Below are 24,582 nucleotides of genomic sequence, written 5' to 3'. Positions count from 1 at the left end.
GGCGGTCATGCGTACGTTCCGAGGCGGTCGATGGCGGACTCGACGGCGTTCCACGCGGTCTGGCCCAGACCGCAGATCGAGGCGTCCTTCATGGCCCGCCCCACGTCCCGCAGGAGCGCGATGTCGTCGGCTGCGGCGGCCCCGGTGCGCTCGGCGATCCGGTGCAGCGCCTCCTCCTGCCGTACGGTGCCGACCCGGCAGGGTACGCACTGGCCGCAGGACTCGTCGCGGAAGAACTCGGCGATGCGGAGGAGCATGCGGGGGAGCGGGACGGTGTCGTCGAGGGCGAGCACCACACCCGAGCCGAGGGTGGTGCCGGCCTCGCGGGTGCCCTCGAAGGTCAGCGGGATGTCCAGCTCGTCCCCGCGCACGAACCCGCCCGCGGCACCGCCGAGCAGCACGGCCCGCAACTGGTCCGGTTTCCCGGCGAGTTCGAGCAGATCGCCGAGCGTCGCGCCGAACGGCAGCTCGTAGACGCCGGGGCGGTCCACGTTCCCGGAGACGCAGAAGAGCTTCGGCCCGGTGGAGGTGGGTGTGCCGATCGCCGCGTACGCCTGGGCGCCCATGGTCAGGATCGGCAGGACGTTCACGAGCGTCTCGACGTTGTTGGCGGCCGTGGGCTTGCCGAACAGGCCCTTCTCGACGGGGAACGGCGGCTTGGAGCGGGGCTCGCCCCGGTACCCCTCGATGGAGTTGAACAGCGCGGTCTCCTCCCCGCAGATGTACGCGCCCGCGCCGCGCCGGAGCTCGATGTCGAAGGCGTACCCCTGCCCGAGCACGTCGTCGCCGAGGAGGCCGCGGGCGCGGGCCTGCGCGAGGGCGTGGGTGAGGCGTTCGAGGGCGCGCGGGTACTCGCCGCGCAGGTAGAGGTAGCCGAGGTGGGCGCCGGTCGCGTACCCGGCGATCGTCATCGCCTCGATCAGCGCGTACGGGTCGCCCTCCATCAGGACGCGGTCCTTGAAGGTGCCGGGTTCCGATTCGTCGGCGTTGCAGACGAGGTAGTGGGGGTGGTCGGGCTGGGAGGCGGTGGCCTGCCACTTTCTTCCCGTGGGGAAGGCGGCTCCTCCTCGGCCGAGGAGGCCGGCGTCCGTGACCTCGCGGATCACTTCGGCGGGGCCGAGCCGGAAGGCTCTGCGGAGGGCTTCGTAGCCGCCGGTGGATCGGTAGTCGTCGAGGCTGTACGGGTCGATCTTGCCGATCCTTTTGAGCAGGGTCAGGCCTTCCTGGCCTGCCTGGGGAACGGCGGCTGCCGCCGGGGCTTCGGGGGTGGCCGTTTCCGGGGATTCGGTTCCCCGGATGACCGTGTCCACCGTCGCGGGCGCGAGGACGGCGGTCGCGTGTTGTTCTCCCCGCCCCGCCCCTTCCCGAAAGCCTGCGGCGCTTCGGGGGCCAGCCCCCGGACCCCCGCTCCTCAATCGCCGGAGGGGCTCAATTTGAGCCCCTCCGGCGATTGAGGAGGCCCGTCCGGCAGGACTTTCGGGAAGGGGCGGGGCGGGGAGAGAGCGCGCCGCAGGCGGACCCGCCCGCGTCACCAGCGCCGCCGGAGCCCGTTCGCACAGGCCCAGGCACGGGCTCTTCTCCCATACCGTGCCGGACGGCCCGAGGCGGGACTCCAGTTCCGAGCAGAGCTCGGCCGAACCCCGTGCCGCGCACGCCAGATCCGTGCACACCTGCACCCGCGTCGCCGGGCGCGGCCGCACCGCGAACATCGAGTAGAACGTCGCCACCCCGTACGCCTCCGCCGGCGGCACCGTCAGCCGCCTGCACAGGTAGGCGAGCGCGCCCTCGCTGATCCAGCCGATCCGGTCGTTCACGGCGTGCAGCCCCGGCAGCAGCAGGTCGCGCCGGTCCCGGGCCGTGCGGCCGCCGCGGGCCCAGCGCAGGTCCGCGTCGGGGCGGTCCGACGCGCCCTCCCAGGGGGACTCGGGCGGGCCGAGGAGGGCGTCGACGGCGGCACGCTCCTCGTCGGTCGGCTTGCTGTCACCGAAGTGCAGATCCATGTCGGCTCCTCAGCTCCTCACGGCCACGTCGAGCTTCTCGATCCGGATCGCCGACGCCTTGAACTCCGCCGTGCCCGCGATCGGACAGTTCGCCTCGATCGTGAGCAGGTTGGTGTCCACCTCGTCGGGAAAGTGCATGGTCATGAAGGCGAGGCCGGGGCGCAGGCCCGGGTCGACCCAGACCGGCGCGATCACCGTGCCGCGCCGCGAGGCCACCCGTACCTCCTCGCCCACCACCACGCCGTACCGCTCCGCGTCCTCCGGGCACAGCTCGACGTACTCGCCGCGCCGCAGCGGAGAGGCGAAACCGCCGCTCTGCACACCGGTGTTGTACGAGTCGAGGCGCCGGCCGGTGGTCAGGCGCAGGGGGTACGACTCGTCGGTGAGGTCCACCGGCGGGTCGTGCTCGACGAGGCCGAACGGGGCGCGGCGGCCACGGAGTTCGGGGTCCGGGTCCCACAGGCGCCCGTGCAGGAAACTGGACGGCAGCGCCTCCAGATCCGGGCAGGGCCACTGGAGGCCTTGGTGCTCCTCCAGCCTGTCGTACGTCATGCCGAAGTGGTCGGGGGACAGGGCGCGCAGCTCGTTCCAGACCGACTCCGCGTCCGCGAACTTCCAGGCGTGGCCCAGGCGTTCGGCGATCTCGCAGATGATGTCGATGTCCTCGCGGGCCTCGCCGGGCGGGGTGAGCGCGGCCCGTACGCGCTGGACGCGGCGTTCACTGTTGGTGGTGGTGCCGTCGGTCTCCGCCCAGGAGGCCGTGGCGGGCAGGACGACGTCCGCCAGCTCGGCGGTCTTCGTCAGGAAGATGTCCTGCACGACCAGGTGGTCGAGCGCGGCCAGGCGGCGCAGGGCCTGCTCGCTGTCGGCCTCCGACTGGGCCGGGTTCTCGCCGATGCAGTACACCGCGCGCAGCGATCTGTGCCCTGCCGTCGGCCCCATCGCCTCGAACATGTCCGTGAGCGTCATCCCGTACCGCGGTGGGATCACCGTGTCCCAGGCGGCCTCGAACTTGGCGCGGTGGCCGTCGTCGAGGATGTCCTGGAAGCCGGGGAGCCGGTTGGGGATGGCGCCCATGTCGCCGCCGCCCTGGACGTTGTTCTGCCCGCGCAGCGGCTGCACCCCGGCGCCGTACCGTCCGACGTGCCCGGTGAGCAGCGCCAGGTTGATCAGGGCGCGGACGTTGTCGGTGCCGTTGTGGTGCTCGGTGATGCCCAACGTCCAGCAGAGCTGGGCGCGTTCGGCTCTGGCGTAGGCGTGCGCGAGGTCGCGGATCGCGGCGGCCGGTACGCCGGTGACCTTCTCGGCGAGGGAGAGCGTCCAGGGTTCGACCAGGGCGCGGAACTCCTCGAAGCCGCTGGTCGCTCGCTCGATGAACGCCTCGTTGTGCAGCCCGGCGTGGATGATCTCGCGGGCGACGGCGTGCGCGAGGGGGATGTCGGTGCCGACGTTCGGCCCGAGCCAGGACTCGGCCCACTCGGCGGTGGAGGTGCGGCGCGGGTCGACCGCGTACATCCGCGCCCCGTTGCGTATCCCCTTCAGGACGTGCTGGAAGAAGATCGGGTGCGCGAAGCGGGCGTTGGAGCCCCACATCACGATCAGGTCGGTGTGCTCGACCTCCTCGTACGAGGACGTGCCGCCGCCCGAGCCGAAGACGGCGGAGAGCCCGGCGACGCTCGGGGCGTGGCAGGTGCGGTTGCAGGAGTCCACGTTGTTGGTGCCCATGACGACGCGGGTGAACTTCTGCGCCACATAGTTCATTTCATTGGTCGCGCGGGCGCAGGACAGCATCGCGAACGCGTCGGGGCCGTGCGCCACGCGCGCGTTCCGGAAGCCTTCGGCGGCCTTGGCGAGCGCCTCGTCCCAGGTGGCTCGGCGCAGCGGCCCGCCCTTGCCGTCGCGGACCAGGGGGTGGGTGAGCCGGTTGTAGGTCTTCGGGGCGCGGTCGCGTTTCCTCATGCCGCCTCGCTTTCCGGACTTGTCGGCTGGGTGCGCGTGGCAAGGAGATCCGAGAGGGCGTGCACGGTACGGAGCGTGGGCACCGGAACGCCGGTGACCGTGGCGAGTTCCAGCACTGCGGCGAGCAGCACGTCGAGTTCGAGGGGCTTGCCGCGCTCCAGGTCCTGGAGGGTGGAGGTGCGGTGGTCGCCGACGCGTTCGGCGCCCGCGATGCGCCGCTCCACGGAGACCTCCGGTCGGCAGCCGAGTGCGTGCGCGACGGCCAGGGTCTCCCGCATCATCTGCTCGATGACCTCGCGCGTCGTGCCGTGCACGCACATCTGGCGCATCGTCGCACGGGTCAGGGCGCTGATCGGGTTGAACGAGATGTTGCCGAGCAGCTTGATCCAGATGTCGTCGCGCAGCTCTGGTTCGACGGGGCACTTCAGTCCGCCCGCCCGCATGGCCTCGCTGAACTCCAGGCAGCGCTTCGACACGGACCGGTCGGGCTCGCCGACGGAGAACCGGGTGCCCTCCAAGTGCCGCACCACGCCCGGCCCTTCGAGCTCCGTGGCCGCGTACACGACGCAGCCGACGGCCCGCCGCGGGGCGAGCACCGCGCTGACCGAGCCGCCGGGGTCGACGCTCTGGATCCGGTGTCCGTCGTACGGCCCGCCGTGCCGGTGGAAGTACCACCAGGGGATGCCGTTCTGGGCCGCGATCACGCTGGTGTGCTCCTGGAGCAGCGGCGCCACGAGCGGCCCGCACGCCGCGTACGAGGTCGCCTTCAGGCCCAGGAAGACATGGTCGACCGGGCCGATCCCGGCCGGGTCGTCGGTGGCGTGCGGCCGCGCGGTGAAGTCGCCGCGAGGGCTGAGCACGCGCACTCCGTGCCGCCTCATGGCCGCCAGGTGCGGTCCACGGGCGATGAGATGGACGTCGGCGCCCGCGCGGTGCAGCGCGGCTCCGACGTAGGCGCCGATCGCTCCGGCGCCGAGGACTGCGACTTTCACGGTGTGGCTCCTGTCGGTTGAGGGGACCGAGGGAGGTGAAGCACCGGCAGGTGCTTCAGGGAGTCGCATGGTGTCGCGCGGTGTCGCGCGGTGCCGCACGGTGCGGCACGGTGTCGCACCCGTACCTGTGTCGACGAAATATTGTCTACAGTATGGAAGTTGGGGCGACAAGGGGTCGCACGGCACATTGGCAACCGTTGCTGGGGCCAGGTTTGCCGTATCGGCAAGTTTTGTGGGCGTCGCGGGGGCGGCCGAGGCACGGTGTGCGCATGACTGATGACATCGCAGCACCCCGTCGCGACGGCTACCTCGGCGACGCTTCTGTACGTGCGGAGTGGGACGACAAGTACGCCGACCGGGAGCGGCTGTGGAGCGGCCGGCCCAACGGCGCGCTGGTGGCCGAGGCCGCCGGGCTCACGCCGGGGCGGGTCCTCGACGTGGGCTGCGGCGAGGGCGCCGACGCCATCTGGCTCGCGCGCGGCGGCTGGGACGTGACCGCGGTCGAGGTCTCCGGCGTGGCACTCGACCGGGCGGCCGCGCACGCGCGCGACGCCGGGGTCTCCGTCCACTGGGTCCACGCCGAACTGACCGGGGCGGATCTCGCGCCGGGCTCCTTCGACCTGGTCTCCGCCCAGTACCCGGCCCTGCTCCGCACACCCGGCGCGACGGCGGAGCGCGCGCTGCTCGCAGCCGTGAAGGTCGGCGGCGTCCTGCTGCTCGTCCACCACGTCGTCGACGCCGAGCACGCCCAGGAGGCGGGCTTCGACCCGGATGACTATGTCCTGCCCGCGACGGTCGCCGCGCTGCTCACCGAAGACTGGGAGGTCGAGGTGCATGAGCGGCGGCCGCGCGAGATCGAGGGCGGCGCGGGCGCGCACCACCACGAGGACGTGGTGCTGCGGGCGCGCAGGGTGCGGTGAGTCGGACCCGTGCGGGAAGGGGCGGGTAGGGGAAAGCTCCAAGGACACCGGCCAAAAACTGTCACCTTGCGTGCCGTGCTACCCGTGAGTCGCTGACGAGACTGGGGCCTCCTGCTCAGCACCCGGCGTCGGAGGCCCCGCACCATGTACGGCACGAACGGCACGCGTATCACCGCGGTCGGCCACCATCAGCCCACGAAGGTGCTCACCAACGACGACGTCGCGCGGCTCGTCGACACCAGCGACGAGTGGATCAGCAGCCGGGTCGGCATCCGCACCCGGCACATCGCGGGACCCGACGAGCCCGTCGACGCGCTCGCCGCCCAGGCCGCCGCCAAGGCCCTGGCCGGGGCGGGCCGCACCGCCGAGGAGATCGACCTGGTCGTCGTCGCCACCTCCACCGCGGTCGACCGCTCCCCGAACACCGCCGCCCGCGTCGCCGCCCGCCTCGGCATGCCCTCGCCCGCCGTGCTCGACCTGAACGTGGTCTGCGCCGGGTTCCCGCACGCCCTGGCCACCGCGGACCACGCGATCCGGGCGGGCTCGGCGACCCGCGCCCTGGTGATCGGCGCCGACAACATGTCCGCCGTCACGGACTGGAGCGACCGTACGACCTGTGTCCTGGTCGGGGACGGCGCGGGCGCCGCGGTCGTCGAGGCCGTGGCGGACGGGGAGGAGGCGGGCATCGGTCCCGTGCTCTGGGGCTCCGTGCCGGAGATGGGGCACGCCGTGCGCATCGAGGGCACGCCGCCGGTCTTCGCGCAGGAGGGCCAGAGCGTGTACCGGTGGGCGACCACCCAGCTCCCGCCCATCGCCCGGAGGGTGTGCGAGCGCGCCGGACTCGCGCCCGAGGACCTCGCCGGGGTCGTGCTCCACCAGGCCAACCTGCGCATCATCGAACCCGTCGCCCAGCGCATCGGGGCCGTCAACGCGGTCGTCGCCCGGGATGTCGTGGAGTCGGGCAACACCTCGGCCGCGAGCATCCCGCTCGCCCTGTCCAAGCTCGTCGAACGGCGCGAGGTCCCGCCCGGTGCACCGGTGCTGCTCTTCGGCTTCGGCGGGAACCTGTCGTACGCGGGTCAGGTCGTGCGCTGCCCGTAAGGGCGGACCGCGCCTGCTGTGACGAGCCCGACTTCCCTGTGTGCCGGCCATGGCGCTCGGTAGACTGTAGACGATAGCCAATACGTCCACTGTTGCCATCGGAGCGGCCGCGTGCCGACGAGGGGGACCGCGATGTTGTCCGCAGGACTGCCGCACGGTGCCGTGCCGAAACTGGAGCGGCCGGGCCCGCTGCGCGAGCGGGTGTACGAGGCCCTGCTCGAACTCATCACCACCCGCGCCCTGCGCCCGGGCCAGCACCTGGTCGAGAGCGAGCTGGCCGGGCACCTGGGCGTCTCCAGGCAGCCGGTGCGCGAGGCGCTGCAGCGGCTGAACACCGAGGGCTGGGTCGACCTGCGCCCCGCCCAGGGCGCGTTCGTGCACGAGCCGACGGAGGAGGAGGCCGATCAACTCCTCACCGTCCGCACGCTGTTGGAGGCCGAGGCCGCCCGGCTCGCCGCGGCCAACGCCACCTCGGCCGGGATCACCGCACTCGAGGAGCTCTGCGCCACCGGCGAACAGGCCGTGGCCGACGGCGAGGTGGACACCGTCGTAGCCACCAACGCCGCCTTCCACGCCAAGGTGATGGAGCTCGCCGGAAACGTCGTCCTCGCCGAACTCGCGGGCCAGGTGGACCGGCGGGTCCGCTGGTACTACACACCCGTGGCCCGGCAGCGCGGCAAGCAGTCGTGGATCGAGCACCGCGAGCTGATCGCGGCGATCAGCGCCCGCGACGAGGGGCGCGCGACGGAAGTGATGCGTGCGCACACGGAGCACACTCGGGCGACGTACCACCAGCGCAACGCGTAGCACGCCCGCTCGCCCTGCCGACGACCACCCTTTGTCCTGCCACAGGAAAAAGTAGGACCCACTTCCTGCGCAAGTTCTTCCCACCCCCGGCAGCCGCTGCTACGTTCCCCTCGAAAGCCAGGCCCCATCGGGGGCGGTGGCGACCGATGAGGCCTGTCGACGGTGGGAGGGGCGGCGTGAGGCGCATGACGGCTCGACCCGCGAACGCGCACCAGGCGCGACTGCTCCGCCTGCTGCGTGACGGCGGGCCCAACTCCCGTGCCCAGCTGGGCGATCAGGTCGACCTCTCCCGGTCGAAGCTGGCCGTCGAGGTCGACCGGCTCCTGGAGACCGGCCTGGTCGTCGCCGACGGACTCGCCGCCTCGCGCGGCGGCCGCCGCTCGCACAACATCCGGCTCGCCCCCGAACTCCGCTTCCTCGGCGCCGACATCGGCGCCACCTCGGTCGACGTGGCCGTCACCAACGCCGAGCTGGAAGTGCTCGGCCACATCAACCAGCCGATGGACGTACGCGAGGGGCCCGTCGCGGTCTTCGAGCAAGTCCTCGCCATGGCCGCCAAGTTGAAGGCCTCCGGGCTCGCCGAGGGCTTCGACGGCTGCGGCATCGGAGTGCCGGGACCCGTCCGGTTCCCCGAGGGCGTCCCCGTCGCACCGCCGATCATGCCCGGCTGGGACGGCTTCCCGGTGCGCGAGGCGCTCAGCCAGGACCTGGGCTGCCCGGTCATGGTCGACAACGACGTGAACCTGATGGCCATGGGCGAACAGCACGCCGGAGTCGCCCGCTCCGTGGACGACTTCATCTGCGTCAAGATCGGTACGGGCATCGGCTGCGGCCTCGTCGTCGGCGCCGAGGTCTACCGCGGTACGACGGGCAGCGCCGGGGACATCGGCCACATCCAGGTCGAACCCGACGGACGGCCCTGCGCCTGCGGCAACAAGGGCTGCCTGGAGGCGCACTTCAGCGGCGCCGCCCTCGCCCGGGACGCCGAGGAGGCCGCCACCCAGGGCCGCTCGGCGGAGCTGGCCGGCCGGCTCGAAGCCGCGGGCTCCCTCTCCGCCGTCGACGTGGCCGCCGCCGCTGCCGCGGGCGACGCCGTCGCCCTCGAACTCATCCGCGAGGGCGGCAACCGCACCGGCCAGGTCATCGCCGGACTCGTCAGCTTCTTCAACCCCGGCCTGGTGGTGATCGGCGGTGGCGTGACCGGACTCGGGCACACGCTCCTCGCCGCGATCCGCACCCAGGTCTACCGCCAGTCGCTGCCCCTCGCGACCGGCAACCTCCCCATCGTCCTGGGCGAGTTGGGGCCCGTCGCCGGAGTCATCGGCGCCGCCCGCCTGATCAGCGACCACCTGTTCTCACCGGCCTGACCGGTACGTACGACCGCACAGCAGCAAGCCCGTACGACCGCACAGCAGCAAGCCCATACGACCGCACAGCAGCAAGCCCGTACGACAGCACCCGCATAGCCCGTACGACAGCACAGCGCGTCCCGCACCGCCCGCTTTGCCCTGCTCTGCCCTGAACCTGCTCTGCCCTGAACCTGCTCTGCTCTGAACCGGCCCCGCACCCCGCACCCGCGAGGGAATCCACCATGGCACCAGAACCACCCCTGCCCGGCGCCGAGCCGGTGACCTCCGCCGACACGCCGCCCCTGCTCACCATGTCCGGCATCACCAAGTCCTTCCCCGGCGTCCGCGCCCTCGACGGCGTGGACCTGGAGGTGCGTGCCGGTGAAGTGCACTGTCTGCTCGGGCAGAACGGTGCCGGCAAGTCCACCCTCATCAAGGTGCTCGCCGGCGCCCACCAGCCCGACGGCGGCCGCATCACCTGGCGCGGCGACACCGTCACCCTGAAGTCGCCGATCGCCGCCATGCGCCTCGGCGTCGCCACCATCTACCAGGAACTCGACCTGGTGGAGGGGCTCTCCGTCGCCGAGAACGTCTTCCTCGGGCACGAGCCCACCGCCGCCGGCTTCGTCGTACGCGGCCGGGAGGCGCGGAACGCCGCCGCCGGGCTGCTTCGCCGGCTCGGCCACCCGGAGATCGACCCGGCCCGGCTCGTCGGCGAACTCTCCGCCGCGCAGCAGCAGATCGTCTCCATGGCGCGGGCGCTCTCCCACGACGTACGGCTCATCGTCATGGACGAGCCATCCGCCGCGCTCGACCCCGACGAGGTCGCCAACCTCTTCCGGATCGTCGCCGACCTCACCGCCGACGGTGTCGCCGTCGTCTACATCTCGCACCGCCTGGAGGAGATCCGCCGCATCGGCGACCGCGTCACCGTCCTCAAGGACGGCCGCGCCGTCGCCGGCGGACTGCCCGCCAAATCCACGCCCACCCGTGACGTGGTCGCCCTGATGACCGGCCGCAACGTCGAGTACGTCTTCCCCGAGCGGCCCGCCCGAGCGGCCCTCGCCGAACCACTGCTGACGGTACGGGGACTCACCCGCGCCGACGAGTTCGCACCCCTCGACCTGGACGTGCGCCCCGGCGAGATCGTCGGGCTCGCCGGACTCGTGGGCTCCGGGCGCTCCGAGATCCTGGAGACCATCTACGGCGCACGCAAACCGGACGCCGGTCAAGTGCACGTCGACGGGCGGGCGTTGAAGACCGGGAGCGTGCGGGCCGCCGTACGCGCCGGACTCGGCCTCGCCCCCGAGGAGCGCAAGGCACAGGCCCTGCTGATGCTGGAGTCCATCACCCGGAACGTCTCCGTCTCCTCCATGTCCCGTTTCTCACGCGGCGGTTGGCTCGACCGGGGCGCCGAATTCACCGCCGCGCGCCGCGCCACCCGCGAGCTGTCCCTCAAGCCCGACCGGCCCTCCGCGCCCGTGCGCACCCTCTCCGGCGGCAACCAGCAGAAGGCCGTCCTCGCCCGCTGGCTGCTCCGCGGCTGCCGGGTGCTGCTTCTCGACGAGCCCACCCGCGGCGTGGACGTCGGCGCTCGCGCCGAGCTGTACGCCGTGATCCGGCGGCTCGCCGACGACGGGCTCGGCGTGCTCCTCGTCTCCAGCGAAGTGCCCGAAGTCCTCGGCCTCGCCGACCGCGTCCTCGTCCTGCGCGAGGGCCGCGTCGTCCACACCGCGCCCGCGCGCGACCTCGACGAACACCGCGTACTCGACCTCGTGATGGAAGGGAGCCCGGCGTCATGACGCACCCGACGACGCCCGCACGGCAGGAGGGACCTCTGCTCGACGGCGGCGGACCCGGATCTGGGAAGTCCGCTTCCGGCGGCGGTGGCGGCAGCCCCTGGAGCGCCCGCCTGTTCCGCGCCGATGTGCGCACCCTGTCCCTGATCGGCGTCCTCGTCGGGCTCGCCCTGATCGGCGGCCTCACCAAGCCCGACGCGTTCCTCGCCACCAGCAACGTCCAGCTGATCCTCACGCAGGCCTCGGTGATCGGCGTGGTCACAGTCGGCATGACGTTCGTGATCACCTCCGGCGGCATCGACCTGTCCGTCGGCGCGATCGTCGCCCTCGCCTCCGTCTGGGCCACCACCGTCGCCACCCAGGAGTACGGCTTCGCGGGCATCCTCTTCACCGCCGTGATCGTCGGCCTGGGCTGCGGACTCGTCAACGGCGTGCTCATCGCGTACGGCGGCATGGTGCCGTTCATCGCCACCCTCGCCATGCTGGCCTCGGCGCGCGGGCTCGCCCTGCAGATCACCGAGGGCAAGACGCAGATGGTGACCATCCCGTCGGTCCTCGACCTCGGCGAGCGCGACGCGTACCTCCTCGGTATCCCGCCGCTCGTCCTGGTGTTCGCCGCCGTCACCGTGATCGGCTGGCTGGTCCTCAACCGGACCACGTTCGGCCGCCGCACCGTCGCGGTCGGCGGCAACGCCGAGGCTGCCCGGCTCGCCGGCATCGATGTCCGCCGTCAGCGCCTCTACCTGTATCTGCTGTCCGGCCTGTGCTGCGGCATCGCCGCGTTCCTGCTGATCGTGCTCGCCGGCTCGGGCCAGAACACCAACGGCAACCTGTACGAGCTGGACGCCATCGCCGCCGCGATCATCGGCGGCACCCTGCTCAGCGGCGGCCGAGGCACCGTCACCGGCTCCGTCCTCGGCGTACTGATCTTCATCACGATCCAGAACATCTTCGCGCTCAACAACCTGGAGAGCGCGACCCAGCAGATCGCCAAGGGCGCGATCATCGTCGCCGCGGTGCTCGTCCAGCGGCGTACGTCGCACACGCCCTGACCAGCCCGAACTTCCCTGTGCAGCACCGCACTTCCCCGTAGAGACCGGTCTTACGCGAAGGGTCCGCCATGTCTGACAAGCCAAGCCTGCCAACCTCCGCCACCCGCAGAAGGCTCCTCTTCGGAGCCGCCGCCCTCTCCGGCGGGGCGTTCCTCACCGCCTGTACCAGCAACGAGCCCAAGGAGGGCAGCGGCGGTCAGGCGGCCGACGCCCCCGTCGCCGACGACAAGCCGGGCAAGCCCGTCACCATCGGCTTCGCCGGGCCCCAGGCCGACCACGGCTGGCTCAACGCCATCAACGTCAACGCCAAGGAACGCGCCAAGAAGTACAAGGACGTCACCCTTGAGATCACCGAGGGCTCCAACGACACGGCCGCGCAGATCGGCCAGATCGACACCCTCATCAACAAGAAGGTCGACGTCCTCGTCATCCTGCCCGCCGACGGCAAGGCCATGACGCAGGCCGGGCTCAAGGCGATGCGGGCCGGTATCCCCGTCGTCAACCTCGACCGGATCTTCGCGAACCCGCAGGCGTACCGCTGCTGGATCGGCGGCGACAACTACGGCATGGGCCTCAACGCCGGGCACTACATCGGCGAGCAGCTCAAGGACAAGAAGAACGCCAAGGTCGTCGAGCTCGCCGGGCTCGACAACCTGGAGCTCACCAAGCAGCGCACCGAGGGCTTCGACGCCGCCCTGAAGAACTACCCGAACGTCAAGAAGGTCGCCCGGCAGGCCGCCGAGTTCACCGTCGAGTCGGGCCAGTCCAAGATGTCCCAACTCCTCCAGGCGCAGAAGAACTTCGACGCCCTGTGGAACCACGACGACGACCAGGGCGTGGGCGCCCTGCGCGCCATCGAGCAGGCCGGCCGCGACGACTTCTTCATGGTCGGCGGGGCGGGCGCCCTCTCCGCGATGCAGGCCATCGAGTCCGGCGAGAGCGTCCTCAAGGCCACCGTCCTCTACCCGCCGACGATGGCCGCCTCCGCGATCGACCTGGCCCGCGCACTCGGCCAGGGCAAGGGCATCGGCGGCATGGCGGAGTTCGAGATCCCGTCGTCGATCACCCTCTACTCGGCCGTCGTCACCAAGGACAACGTCAAGCAGTACATGTCCACCGGCTTCAAGTGAGCGGCTCGGAAGCCGGGTTGACCACACCCCCCACCGCCGTCGACGAGGAGGCATTTCGTATGCAGCACAACGGGGAGCAGGACGAGACCGAACGGCCGCGCCTGGGCGTCGGCATGATCGGGTACGCCTTCATGGGGGCCGCGCACTCCCAGGGCTGGCGCACCGTCGGCCGCGTCTTCGACCTGCCGCTCGCGCCGGAGCTGACGGCGATCTGCGGCCGCGACGGAGGCGCCGTACGGGCCGCCGCCGACCGCCTCGGCTGGTCCCACGCCGAGACCGACTGGCGTGCCCTCCTCGACCGCGACGACGTGCAGCTCGTCGACATCTGCACGCCGGGCGACAGCCACGCCGAGATCGCGATCGCGGCCCTGGAGGCGGGCAAGCACGTGCTGTGCGAGAAGCCGCTCGCCAACTCCGTGGAGGAGGCGGAGGCGATGGCCGAAGCGGCCGAACGGGCTGGCGAGCGCGGGCAGTTGGCGATGGTGGGGTTCAACTACCGTCGCGTGCCCGCGATGACACTGGCCCGCCGCCTGATCGCCGAAGGCCGCCTCGGTCGCATCCGGCACGTGCGCGTGGTGTACCTCCAGGACTGGCTGGTCGACCCGGAGTTCCCGCTGACCTGGCGCCTGGAGCGGGAGCACGCCGGCTCGGGCGCGCTCGGCGACCTCGGCGCGCACATCGTGGACCTCGCGCAGTACGTCGCGGGCGAGCACATCATCGGCGTCTCCGCGATGACCGAGACCTTCGTACGGGAACGGCCCCTGCTCGCCGGGGCGTCCGCCGGGCTCGCGGCGGGCGGGGGAGCCTCGGGAACCGCGCACGGGCCCGTGACCGTCGACGACGCGGCCGTGTTCACCGCGCGGCTCGCCTCCGGGGCGCTCGCCACGTTCGAGGCCACCCGGTTCGCCACCGGCCGGAAGAACGCGCTGCGCCTCGAAGTCAACGGCGAGAAGGGCTCGTTGGCCTTCGACCTGGAGCGGCTCAACGAGCTCTCCTTCCACGACGACACCGAGCCCGCGGTCTCGGCGGGCTTCCGGCGCATCCTCGTCACCGAGGCCGACCACCCGTACCTGGAAGGCTGGTGGCCGCCAGGACACGCCCTCGGCTACGAGCACACCTTCGCGCACCAGGCCCGCGACCTCGTGCACGCCATCGCCACGGGCACTCAGCCCGAGCCGTCCTTCGCCGACGGCCTGCGGGTGCAGCGGGTCCTCGCGGCGGTGGAGGAGAGCGCGGCGAAGAACTCCTCGTACACCCCGATCCCGGCACTGGAGGTTTAAGGACCGATGCCACGTTCCTTCACGCTCTTCACCGGACAGTGGGCCGACCTGCCCCTGGAAGAGGTCTGCCGGCACGCCCGCGACTTCGGCTACGACGGCCTCGAACTCGCCTGCTGGGGCGACCACTTCGAGGTCGACAAGGCCCTCGCGGACCCCGCGTACATCAAGGGCAGGCACCAGCTCCTCGACAAGTACGGACTCAAGTGCTGGGCGATCTCCAACCACCTCGTCGGCCAGGCCGTCTGCGACGCGATCATCGACGAGCGGCACCAGGCGATCCTGCCCGCCCGCATCTGGGGCGACGGCGAGGCCGAGGGCGTACGGCAGCGGGCCGCGGCGGAGATCGCGGACACGGCGCGGGCCGCGGCGGCGTTCGGCGTGGACACCGTCGTCGGCTTCACCGGCTCGGCGATCTGGCATCTCGTCGCGATGTTCCCGCCCGTCGTGCCCGGCATGATCGAGCGCGGCTACCAGGACTTCGCGGACCGCTGGAACCCGATCCTCGACGTCTTCGACGCGGAGGGCGTCCGCTTCGCCCACGAGGTCCACCCCAGCGAGATCGCGTACGACTACTGGTCGACGGTTCGCGCCTTGGAGGCGGTCGACCACCGGCCCGCGTTCGGCCTGAACTTCGACCCCTCGCACTTCGTCTGGCAGGACCTCGACCCGACGAACTTCCTCTACGACTTCCGCGACCGGATCTACCACGTCGACTGCAAGGAGGCCCGGCGCCGCCTCGACGGCCGCAATGGGCGCCTCGGCTCGCATCTGCCCTGGGGCGACCCGCGGCGCGGCTGGGACTTCGTCTCGGCCGGCCACGGCGACGTGCCCTGGGAGGACGTCTTCCGGATGCTCCGCTCGATCGGCTACGCAGGGCCGGTCTCGGTGGAGTGGGAGGACGCGGGGATGGACCGCCTCCAGGGCGCTCCCGAGGCCCTGCGGACGTTGAAGGCGTACGACTTCGAGCCGCCCACCGCGTCCTTCGACGCGGCCTTCGGGGGTACGGAATAGATCATTCCCCCACACTTGAGCACTTTGTCCAGACTCAGGGAAAAGTCCAACTCCTGTTCTGTGCAAGGGCTTTCTATCGGGGACAAACGTGGCTACCTTCCCTGAGATGTAGGGAAACGAGCCCCTCCGGGGTGACGGCGCACCCCGGCGCACCGCACGTATCGCACACGCCAAGTACCACCGGCCGCATTCCGGAGGACATTCGTGCACAGAGACAGGCTCAGACTTCGCAAGACGCTCGCCCTGCTCACCGGCGCCGTGATGGCGACCGCGTCGCTGACCCTCGCCGCCCCCGCCACCGCCGTACCGGACGCGCCCACGTCGGGCGTCGAACCCGTGGCCGGGAAGAAGGGCAAGGACCCCACGGGCCCCACGGGCCCCAAGGGCCCCAAGGGCCCCAAGGCCGAGGACTTCCAGCAGGTCACCCTCGCCAAGGGCGAGCCCGAGATGGGCGAGCCGATGACACTCGACGTGCTCCCGGACCGCTCGGTCCTGCACACCTCCCGCGACGGCACCGTCCGCCTCACCGACGCCACCGGCACCACCAAGGTCGCCGGGAAGATACCCGTCTACTCGCACGACGAAGAGGGCCTCCAAGGCGTCGGCATAGACCCGAACTTCGCTGAGAACAGGGCCATTTACCTCTACTACGCCCCGCCCATGGAGACCCCCTCCGGTGACGCGCCCAATGAGGGCACCGCCGAGGACTTCAAGAAGTTCGACGGCGTGAACCGGCTCTCCCGCTTCGTCCTCAAGGAGGACGGCACCCTCGACGCGGCCAGCGAGAAGAAGGTCCTCGACGTTCCCGCCAACCGCGGCATCTGCTGCCACGTCGGCGGCGACATCGACTTCGACAAGGACGGCAACCTCTACCTGTCGACCGGCGACGACTCCAACCCCTTCGCCTCCGACGGCTTCACCCCCATCGACGAGCGCGCGAACCGGAACCCGGCCTACGACGCGCAGCGCACCTCCGGCAACACCAACGACCTGCGCGGCAAGATCCTCCGCATCAAGGTCGCGGACGACGGTTCGTACACCGTCCCGGACGGCAACCTCTTCGCCGAGGGCACCGAGAAGACCCGCCCCGAGATCTACGCGATGGGCTTCCGCAATCCCTTCCGCATGAGCGTCGACAAGCCCACCGGCACCGTCTACGTCGGCGACTACGGCCCCGACTCCGGCAAGGCCGACCCCAAGCGCGGCCCGGCAGGTCAGGTCGAGTTCGCCCGCGTCACCAAGCCCGGCAACTTCGGCTGGCCGTACTGCACCGGCAAGAACGACGCCTACATCGACTACAACTTCGCCGACCAGACCTCCGGCGCCGCCTTCGACTGCGCCGCCCCGAAGAACGAGTCGCCGCACAACACCGGCCTCACCGACCTGCCGCCCGCCCAGGAAGCCTGGATCCCCTACGACGGCGGCTCCGTCCCCGAGTTCGGCACCGGCTCCGAGTCCCCGATGGGCGGCCCCGTCTACCGCTACGACGCCAACTCCGACTCGCAGGTGAAGTTCCCCGAGTCCTACGACGGCAACTTCTTCGCCGGTGAGTTCGGCCGCCGCTGGATCAAGCGGATCGCCCAGGACGACGCGGGCGCCGTGCAGTCCATCAACGACTTCCCCTGGACCGGCACCCAGGTCATGGACATGGACTTCGGCCCCGACGGCGCCCTCTACGTCCTCGACTACGGCACCGGCTACTTCAACGGCGACGAGAACTCCGCGCTCTACCGCATCGAGAACGCCACCGACGGCCACTCGCCCGTCGTCGAGGCCGGCGCCGACGTCACCAGCGGCCAGACCCCGCTGAAGGTGCAGTTCGACGCCAAGGCCACCGACGCCGACGGCGACAAGGTCACGTACAAGTGGGACTTCGGCGACGGAGCCACCTCCACCGAGCAGAACCCCACGCACACCTTCGAGAAGAACGGCGTCTACGCCGCCACCGTCACCGCCACCGACAAGACCGGCCGCACCGGCTCGGCCAGCGCCCACATCACCGTCGGCAACACCGCACCGACCGTGAAGCTCGAACTGCCCGCCGACGGCCAGCTGTTCACCTTCGGCGACAAGGTGCCCTTCAAGGTCACCGTCACCGACCCGGAGGACGGCACCGTCGACTGCTCCAAGGTCAAGGTCACGCACATCCTCGGCCACGACAGCCACGGCCACCCGGTGACCTCCGCCAACGGCTGCGAGGGCACCATCCAGACCTCCGCCGACGGCGAGCACGACCCCAACGCCAACATCTTCGGAGTCTTCGACGCCGAGTACACCGACAAGGGCGCCAACGGTCAGCCCGCCCTCACCACCCACGACCAGAACGTCGTCCAGCCCAAGCACCGCCAGGCCGAGCACTTCGACGACAACCAGGGCGTGTCCGTGGTGAGCCGCGGCGCCGCCCACGGCGGCAAGGCCGTCGGCGAGATCAACAACGGCGACTGGATCTCCTTCAAGCCGTACGTCCTCGGCAACGCCACCAAGGTCACCGCCCGCGTCGCCTCCGCCGGAGCCGGCGGCACCCTCGAAGTCCGCGCCGGAGCCGCCGACGGCAAGCTCCTCGGCACCGCCAAGGTCGACCCGACCGGCGGCGCGGAGACCTACGTCGACGTGAGCGCCGACCTGAGCGGCGCACCCGCCGAGACCACCACGCTCTACCTGGTCTTCAAGGGCGAGGGCACCGGAGCGCTCTACGAGGTCGACGACTTCAAGTTCACCACCGGCTGACCCGTCGAGCAGAGAGAGGGAGTGACCGCAATGCGCACACGAGCCCGACTGCTCACCGCCACCGCGACAGCAGCCCTGCTCATCGGCTGCGTGTCCGGACCGGCGGCGTCCAAGCCGGACCCCGACCACCGGCCGGGCAAGCCCGGCAAGGACGGCGAGAGCGTCCTGGTCTTCTCCAAGACCGCCGGCTTCCGCCACGACTCCATCCCCGAAGGCATCGCCACCGTCAAGGAACTCGGCGCCGCACACGGCTTCACCGTCGACGCCACCGAGGACGCCGGGGCCTTCACACCCGGCAACCTCGCCAAGTACGACGCCGTCGTCTGGCTCTCCACCACCGGCGACGTCCTGAACGAGGAACAGCAGTCCGCCTTCGAGAAGTACGTCAAGGACGGCGGCGGCTACGTGGGCGTCCACGCCGCCGCCGACACCGAGTACGACTGGCCCTTCTACGGCGAACTCGCGGGCGCCTACTTCCAGTCCCACCCGCACATCCAGCCCGCGAAGGTCGACGTGGAGGACCACGCCCACGAGGCGACCGCCCACCTCGGCCCGACCTGGGAGCGCACCGACGAGTGGTACAACTACCGCTCCAACCCGCGGACACGCGCCCGCGTCCTGGCCTCCCTCGACGAGTCCTCGTACACCGGCGGCACCATGAACGGCGACCACCCCATCGCCTGGTGCCAGGAGTTCGAAGGCGGCCGCTCCTTCTACACCGGCGGCGGCCACACCAAGGAGTCGTACGCCGAACCCGCCTTCAAGCAGCACCTGCTGGGCGGCATCCGCTACGCAACCGGCGCCGCCAACGCCGACTGCCGGCCCGAGCAGGGCTACACCAAGCTCTTCGACGGCACCTCGGTGGACGGCTGGAAGCAGGCAGGACCCGGCTCCTTCGAGCTGAAGGACGGCACGCTCACCACCGTCGGCGGCATGGGCATGCTCTGGTACGAGGCCAAGGAGTTCGGCTCGTACTCCCTGAGGCTCGACTGGAAGATGGCCGGTGAGGCCGGGGACGACAACTCCGGCATCTTCATCGGCTTCCCGCCCTCCGACGACCCCTGGTCGGCGGTGGACAACGGCTACGAGATCCAGATCGACGCCACCGACGTACCGGAGAAGACCACGGGTTCGGTCTACGGCTTCCAGTCCGCCGACATCGAGGCCCGCGACAAGGCGCTCAACCCGCCGGGGGAGTGGAACACCTACGAACTCCGCGTCGAGGGCGAGCACCTGCAGATCTGGCTCAACGGCGTGAAGATCAACGACTACACCAACACCGATCCGGCACGGAGCCTGGCCCAGGGACACATCGGCATCCAGAACCACGGAGACAGCGATCGCGTGGCGTTCCGCGACATCCGGGTGAAGGAACTGGCCGAGGCGTCCGGTGAACCCGCCGAAAGGGCCGGTGAATCCGCCGAAAGGGCCGGTGAATCCGCCGGTCCGTCCGGCGGCTGACGGCTCCGGCTCTGTACGTCCGCGCTCTCCCGGGCGCGGGCCGTTGAACGGCGGCGGGCGGGGGACGCCGGACCTCCGCCCGCCGTCTCCACCCATCCAAGGAGGCTGTGCCGTGACCCCTTCGTCCACTCCTGTCCCCTCCTACGGCGTCTGGTTGATCGGCGCCCGCGGCTCGGTCGCCACCACGGCGGTCGCGGGAAGTGCGGCGGTGGCCGCCGGACTCCACCCGGCGACCGGCATGGTGACCGAAACACCTCCCTTCGCCGAGTCCGGCCTGCCACCCCTCGCCTCCCTTGTCTTCGGCGGCCACGACACCATGGAGTGCCCGCTGCCCAAACGCGCCGAGCACCTCGCGGCCGGGGGCGTCCTGCCGCACGGACTCCCCTCGGCGGTACGCGCCGAACTCGCCGCCGCCGACGCCGAGATCAGGCCGGGCGGCCCGGTGAGCGGCGATGCGCGGTCGGACGAGGAGCTGATCGCCGCGTTCGCCGGCGACATCAGCGACTTCACCCGCCGCCGCGGCCTCGCCCGGACAGTCGTGGTCAACGTCGCCTCCACCGAACCCGCCCCGGCCGACGGCGACCCGCGCCTCCCGGCCAGCTCCCTGTACGCGGCGGCCGCCCTCCGCGCCGACTGCCCCTACATCAACTTCACCCCCTCCACCGGACTGCACCACCCCGCACTCGGCGCCTCGGCCGCTTCATCGGGCGTTCCCTACGCCGGGCGCGACGGCAAGACCGGCCAGACCCTGCTGCGCGCCGTGCTCGCGCCGATGTTCCTGCAGCGCGCCCTCGACGTCCGCGCCTGGTCCGGCACGAACCTCCTCGGCGGCGGCGACGGCGCCGCCCTCGCCGACCCGGCCGCGGCCGCCGCCAAGAACGCGGGCAAGGAACGCGTCCTCGCCGACGTCCTCGGCACCGCCCCCGAGGGTGAGGTGCACATCGACGACGTACCGTCCCTCGGCGACTGGAAGACCGCCTGGGACCACATCGCCTTCGACGGCTTCCTCGGCTCCCGCATGGTCCTGCAGACCATCTGGCAGGGCTGCGACTCCGCCCTCGCCGCCCCCCTCGTCCTCGACCTGGCCCGCCTCCTCGCCCGCTCCGCCGACGTCGGACTCACGGGCCCCCGACCCGAGTTGGGCTTCTACTTCAAGGACCCCGACGGCCACACCTCCGCCCTCGGCGAGCAGTACGCCGACCTGCTGGCGTTCGCGGAGCGACTGGGGGAGGCGCAGTGAGGTGGCGCGGACGCAAGGGTGGGGTCGATGGGTGGGGGACCAGCTCGGGTTCGGGCTCGGGTTTGGATTCGGGCTTCGGTTCGGGTTCTGGTTCGGGTGGGCTCGGCGCGGTGGGCCGGTCCGGGCGGTCCCTGAACGGCGACGGGGAGCGTTCTGGTGCGTCCGGTGCGGCTGGGGTGTACGGCGTGTCCGGCGCGTCGGGTGCGTCGGGTGCTTCTGGTGGGTACGCGCCGGGGGTGAGTTCTCCTTCCGACGGTCGGGGTGTCGACGGGGCGCCCGGGCCGGGCACGGCTTCCGGGCCTGATGGGGCTCCGGGGGCGGCGAACGGGGCTCCAGCTGCGAACGGGGCTTCGGTCGCGAACGGGCGGTCCCGGGACGGAGGTTCGCCGTCCGTCGCACGGAGACCACGCCTCGGCCGTGCGCGTGACTGGGCCGAACTCCTGCGCATCTCCGCCCTGTTCACCGTCCCCGGCGACGCCCTGGCCGGTGCCGCCGCCATCGGCGTCCGCCCCAACGCCCACACCCTTGCCGCCATCGGCTCCTCCCTCTGCCTGTACGAGGCCGGCATGGCCCTCAACGACTGGGCGGACCACGACGAGGACGCCGTCGAACGCCCCCACCGGCCCCTGCCCTCCGGCCGGATCCCATCCGGCGCCGCCCTCGCCGCCGCCGGTGTCCTCACCGCTGCGGGCCTCGGGCTCGCCGCCCGCGCCGGCCGCCCCGCCCTGACCGTGGCGAGCCTCCTCGCGGGCTCGGTCTGGGCGTACGACCTGAAGCTGAAGCACACCGCCGCGGGCCCGGCAGCCATGGCCACGGCCCGGGGCCTGGACCTCCTGCTGGGGGCTGTGGCTTCGGGGGCCGTCGCTTCGGTGGGCGGGGCCGAGGCGGGGGCAGGGGCGGGGGCCAGGGCCGGTGCGGGGGCGGGTGCCGGGGCCAGGGCCGGTGCTGGAGTCGTGGGTGCGGGCACGCGTGTGGGCGTCACGGCGGACGCGGTGCGTCGCGCGTTGCCCTCCTCGGCCGTGCTCGCCGCCCACACCCTGGCGGTCACGACCGTCTCCCGCCGCGAGGCGCAGGGCGGCTCAGCCCTGACCCCCCTCGCCGCCCTGGCCGCAACCACTCTGCTGGGGCGGGTGGTTGCATCACCCGGCGGGCCCAACGCCGTCCGGCTCCCCGGGCCCGCCGCGATACGTCTGCCCGGCCCGGCCACTGTCCGCCTCGCCCCGCACCACCTCCTCGGGGCCGCGTATGTCGCCACTGCCGCCCGCCCTCTGTGGCACGCCACCCTCAACCCCTCCCCGCAACTCACCCAACGTGCCGTGGGCGGCGGCATCCGCGCCATGATTCCCCTCCAGTCCGCTCTCTCGGCCCGCTCCGGTTCCCTCGGTACGGCCCTCGTCACAGCAGCCCTCGCCCCCCTCGCCCGCCGCCTGGGCAAGCGGGTGAGCGCCACATGAACCGCCGACCGTTCCCCTCATCCGAGGAGCCTCACCTCCCATCCGGTTCGCGCGCGTGCGTCGACGGGTTCACCTCCCGCCCGTCCGGTTCGCGCGCGTGGGTCGACGGGTTCACCTCCCGCCCGTCCGGTTCGCGCGCGTGCGTCGACGGCTTGGCCTCCTTCCCTTCGGGCTCGCGCGCGTGGGTCGAGGGCTTGGCCGTCTTCCCGTCCGGCTCGCGCGCGTGCGTCGAGGGCTCGGCTTCCTTCCCGTCCGGCTCGCGCGCGTGCGTCGAGGGCTTGGCCGTCTACCCGTCCGGCCTCCGCGCGTGCGTCCACGAGTTCACCTCCCGCCAGCCCGGCCCGCGCGCGTGCGGCAACGGCTTCACCCCCTTCCCCTCCGGCAGCAGGACGGTGCCCTCATGACCCTCCGCTTCGGCTACGGCACCAACGGCCTCACCGACCTCCGTCTCGACGACGCCCTCGCCCTCCTCTCCGACCTCGGCTACGACGGCCTCGGCCTGACCCTCGACCACATGCACCTGGACCCCCTGGCGCCGGACCTCGCCGACCGCACCCGCCATGTCGGGCGCCGCCTCGACCAGCTCGGCCTCACGGTGACCATCGAGACGGGCGCTCGCTACGTACTCGACGCCCGCCGCAAGCACGGCCCCTCCCTGCTCGACCCCGACCCGGACGGCCGCGCTGCCCGCGTGCAGCTCCTCCAGCGCGCCATCCAGGTCGCCGCCGACCTGGGCGCCCATGCCGTGCACTGCTTCAGCGGCACCCTGCCACCGGGCACGGACACCGAGACCGGCTGGAAGCGGCTGGCCGAGACCATGGAACCGGTCGTCACCGCCGCCACCGAGGCCGGAGTTCCGCTGGCGGTCGAACCCGAACCGGGCCATCTGCTCGCCCGCCTGGCCGACTTCCACCGTCTGCGCCGCGACCTCGGCGACCCGGCCGCGCTCGGCCTCACCCTCGACATCGGCCACTGCCAGTGCCTCGAGCCCGAGCCTCCCGCCGCCTGCGTCACCGCAGCCGGTCCGTGGCTACGGCACGTCCAGATCGAGGACATGCGCCGCGGCGTCCATGAACACCTCCCCTTCGGTACCGGCGAGATCGACTTCCCGCCCGTCCTCGACGCCCTGGCTGCCACCGGCTACCAAGGCCTGACCGTCGTGGAACTGCCCCGCCACTCCCACGCCGGCCCGCAACTCGCCGAAGAATCCCTCCACTTCCTGCGCCGGGCCGCAGCCGCGCAACCCGTAGCCCGGGCCACGACCACGCCTGCGACCACACCCTCGCTCCCGACCAGCGCCACGAACACCGCCTCGCCTCTCACCTTCGTCCCGGGACAGGGAGGCCCCCAGTGACCGACACAGCCTCCGCACTCCGTGCCGCCCTCGACGACCCGGCCCGCGCCTGGCTCGACAGGGCGCTGGAGCAGGCGACGGCCCACGCCAAGTCCTCCACCGGCAAGCCGTCCGATACCCCCTTCACCCCCCAAGAGCCCCCACCGCTATGGGAGTTGAGGTTTGCCGAGGTAGGCCGCCGCTGCGGTGCCGCCCACGCCGACGCCGCCCGACTCCTGCTCCTCCAGGCCGCCCAGGCCGACCTGGCCACCGTGACCCGCCTCTACCAGCAGGGCACCGCCGACGAACGCCGCGCCGTCCTCCTCTCGTTGCCGCATCTCATCGAAGGCCCGCAGGCCCTGCCACTGACCGAGGACGCGCTGCGGACCAACGACCCCCGTCTGGTCGCCGCCGCAGTCGGCCCGTACGCCGGGGAACACCTCGACCCACACGCCTGGCGGCACGCGATCCTCAAGTGCCTGTTCATCGGCGTACCGGTCGCACCTGTCGCCCGCCTGCACGTCCGAGCCCGAGGCGACGTCGAACTCGCCCGCATGCTCGGCGACTACGCCGCCGAACGCTCCGCCGCCGACCGCCCCGTCCCTGACGATCTCCACCGCGTCCTCGGCCTCACCCAGCCGCCGGTCGAGGGGGAGGGCAGGAGCGAGAGCGAGGGCGAGGGCGTCGGTGTGGGCCGGGGTGCGGGCAGGGATCCCGCCGTGCCGTCCGCGTCCGTAGAGACCGCCCCGTCGTCCGCGTCCGCAGAGCCCGCCCCGTCGACCGCGTCCCCAGCGACGACCGAGCCCGCGCCCGTCGGGTCCGACGACGGCATGTCCCGCGCACCCCGCGTGTCCCGCAAGGAGTCCTGATGCGCATCTTCGACCCGCACATCCACATGACCTCCCGGACCACCGACGACTACGAAGCGATGTATGCGGCGGGGGTGCGGGCGGTCGTGGAGCCCGCG

18 protein-coding genes and 1 pseudogene are annotated in these 24,582 nt (G+C 71.8%); 16 read left to right on the top strand and 3 right to left on the bottom strand.

All coding sequences use genetic code 11. The features are described 5' to 3' along the window. Positions 1 to 5 precede the first annotated feature (5 nt). Genes QIT00_RS01885 through QIT00_RS01875 form a run of 3 tightly spaced genes read right to left on the bottom strand, consistent with a single transcriptional unit; the run spans position 6 to position 4,951 of the window. Entirely contained in the window at positions 6 to 2,000 is a 1,995-nt protein-coding gene (locus QIT00_RS01885) for an NAD(P)H-dependent oxidoreductase subunit E (protein ID WP_282533249.1), read from the bottom strand. Positions 2,001 to 2,009: 9 nt separating this feature from the next. Further along, complete coding sequence (locus QIT00_RS01880; protein ID WP_282533248.1) at positions 2,010 to 3,959, bottom strand: molybdopterin oxidoreductase family protein; 1,950 nt, start codon at positions 3,957 to 3,959, stop codon at positions 2,010 to 2,012. Next, positions 3,956 to 4,951, bottom strand: a complete 996-nt coding sequence (locus QIT00_RS01875; RefSeq protein WP_282533247.1) for a 2-dehydropantoate 2-reductase — start codon at positions 4,949 to 4,951, stop codon at positions 3,956 to 3,958. The genes QIT00_RS01880 and QIT00_RS01875 overlap by 4 nt, the downstream gene beginning before the upstream one ends. A gap of 269 nt (positions 4,952 to 5,220) precedes the next feature. On the opposite strand from QIT00_RS01875, the gene QIT00_RS01870 reads away from it, so the two are divergent. From QIT00_RS01870 to QIT00_RS01795, 16 genes and pseudogenes are all read left to right on the top strand, one after another. After that, a complete protein-coding gene (locus QIT00_RS01870) occupies positions 5,221 to 5,871 on the top strand; it encodes a class I SAM-dependent methyltransferase (protein WP_282533246.1) in 651 nt (216 codons plus the stop codon). Between the two features lie 144 nt (positions 5,872 to 6,015). Next, positions 6,016 to 6,972, top strand: coding sequence for a beta-ketoacyl-ACP synthase III (locus QIT00_RS01865; RefSeq protein WP_282533245.1), 957 nt, complete (start codon positions 6,016 to 6,018; stop codon positions 6,970 to 6,972). Positions 6,973 to 7,104: 132 nt separating this feature from the next. Continuing rightward, positions 7,105 to 7,779 (top strand): GntR family transcriptional regulator, encoded by a 675-nt coding sequence (locus QIT00_RS01860; RefSeq protein WP_282533244.1) that lies wholly within the window; start codon positions 7,105 to 7,107, stop codon positions 7,777 to 7,779. 185 nt (positions 7,780 to 7,964) lie between these two features. After that, the gene (locus tag QIT00_RS01855) at positions 7,965 to 9,146 is read left to right on the top strand and encodes an ROK family transcriptional regulator (protein WP_282533243.1); all 1,182 of its coding nucleotides are present in this window, start codon (positions 7,965 to 7,967) and stop codon (positions 9,144 to 9,146) included. Between the two features lie 293 nt (positions 9,147 to 9,439). Further along, positions 9,440 to 10,930 carry a sugar ABC transporter ATP-binding protein gene (locus tag QIT00_RS01850; RefSeq protein ID WP_282533483.1) on the top strand — a complete coding sequence of 497 codons (1,491 nt, stop codon included), beginning with the start codon at positions 9,440 to 9,442 and terminating at the stop codon, positions 10,928 to 10,930. Further along, positions 10,927 to 11,979, top strand: a complete 1,053-nt coding sequence (locus QIT00_RS01845; protein WP_282533242.1) for an ABC transporter permease — start codon at positions 10,927 to 10,929, stop codon at positions 11,977 to 11,979. The genes QIT00_RS01850 and QIT00_RS01845 overlap by 4 nt, the downstream gene beginning before the upstream one ends. A gap of 68 nt (positions 11,980 to 12,047) precedes the next feature. Beyond that, positions 12,048 to 13,109, top strand: coding sequence for a substrate-binding domain-containing protein (locus QIT00_RS01840; protein WP_282533241.1), 1,062 nt, complete (start codon positions 12,048 to 12,050; stop codon positions 13,107 to 13,109). 59 nt (positions 13,110 to 13,168) lie between these two features. Next, positions 13,169 to 14,389: a Gfo/Idh/MocA family protein gene (locus QIT00_RS01835; RefSeq protein ID WP_282533240.1), complete on the top strand. Its 1,221-nt coding sequence runs from the start codon at positions 13,169 to 13,171 to the stop codon at positions 14,387 to 14,389. Positions 14,390 to 14,395: 6 nt separating this feature from the next. Then, positions 14,396 to 15,400, top strand: a complete 1,005-nt coding sequence (locus tag QIT00_RS01830; RefSeq protein ID WP_282533239.1) for a sugar phosphate isomerase/epimerase family protein — start codon at positions 14,396 to 14,398, stop codon at positions 15,398 to 15,400. 204 nt (positions 15,401 to 15,604) lie between these two features. Then, positions 15,605 to 18,127, top strand: a complete 2,523-nt coding sequence (locus QIT00_RS01825; protein ID WP_408909699.1) for a PQQ-dependent sugar dehydrogenase — start codon at positions 15,605 to 15,607, stop codon at positions 18,125 to 18,127. A gap of 30 nt (positions 18,128 to 18,157) precedes the next feature. Beyond that, positions 18,158 to 19,588 carry a ThuA domain-containing protein gene (locus tag QIT00_RS01820; RefSeq protein ID WP_282533238.1) on the top strand — a complete coding sequence of 477 codons (1,431 nt, stop codon included), beginning with the start codon at positions 18,158 to 18,160 and terminating at the stop codon, positions 19,586 to 19,588. Between the two features lie 112 nt (positions 19,589 to 19,700). Continuing rightward, on the top strand, positions 19,701 to 20,828 hold the full coding sequence (locus QIT00_RS01815; RefSeq protein WP_282533237.1) for an inositol-3-phosphate synthase: 1,128 nt from the start codon (positions 19,701 to 19,703) through the stop codon (positions 20,826 to 20,828). A gap of 236 nt (positions 20,829 to 21,064) precedes the next feature. Further along, a complete protein-coding gene (locus QIT00_RS01810) occupies positions 21,065 to 22,282 on the top strand; it encodes an SCO3242 family prenyltransferase (protein ID WP_282533236.1) in 1,218 nt (405 codons plus the stop codon). Between the two features lie 400 nt (positions 22,283 to 22,682). Then, a complete protein-coding gene (locus QIT00_RS01805; RefSeq protein WP_282533235.1) occupies positions 22,683 to 23,636 on the top strand; it encodes a sugar phosphate isomerase/epimerase family protein in 954 nt (317 codons plus the stop codon). Next, entirely contained in the window at positions 23,633 to 24,484 is an 852-nt protein-coding gene (locus tag QIT00_RS01800) for an EboA domain-containing protein (protein ID WP_408909698.1), read from the top strand. The genes QIT00_RS01805 and QIT00_RS01800 overlap by 4 nt, the downstream gene beginning before the upstream one ends. Continuing rightward, positions 24,484 to 24,582 (top strand): annotated as a pseudogene (locus QIT00_RS01795) (TatD family hydrolase); the annotation flags it as partial. The gene QIT00_RS01800 and the pseudogene QIT00_RS01795, both read left to right, overlap by 1 nt.

Origin of the sequence: Streptomyces luteolus, assembly GCF_029968015.1 — a bacterium.
GTDB lineage: Bacteria > Actinomycetota > Actinomycetes > Streptomycetales > Streptomycetaceae > Streptomyces > Streptomyces luteolus.
The sequence above is the reverse complement of the archived record's forward strand: the minus strand, read 5'-3'. Positions and strand labels throughout refer to the sequence as shown.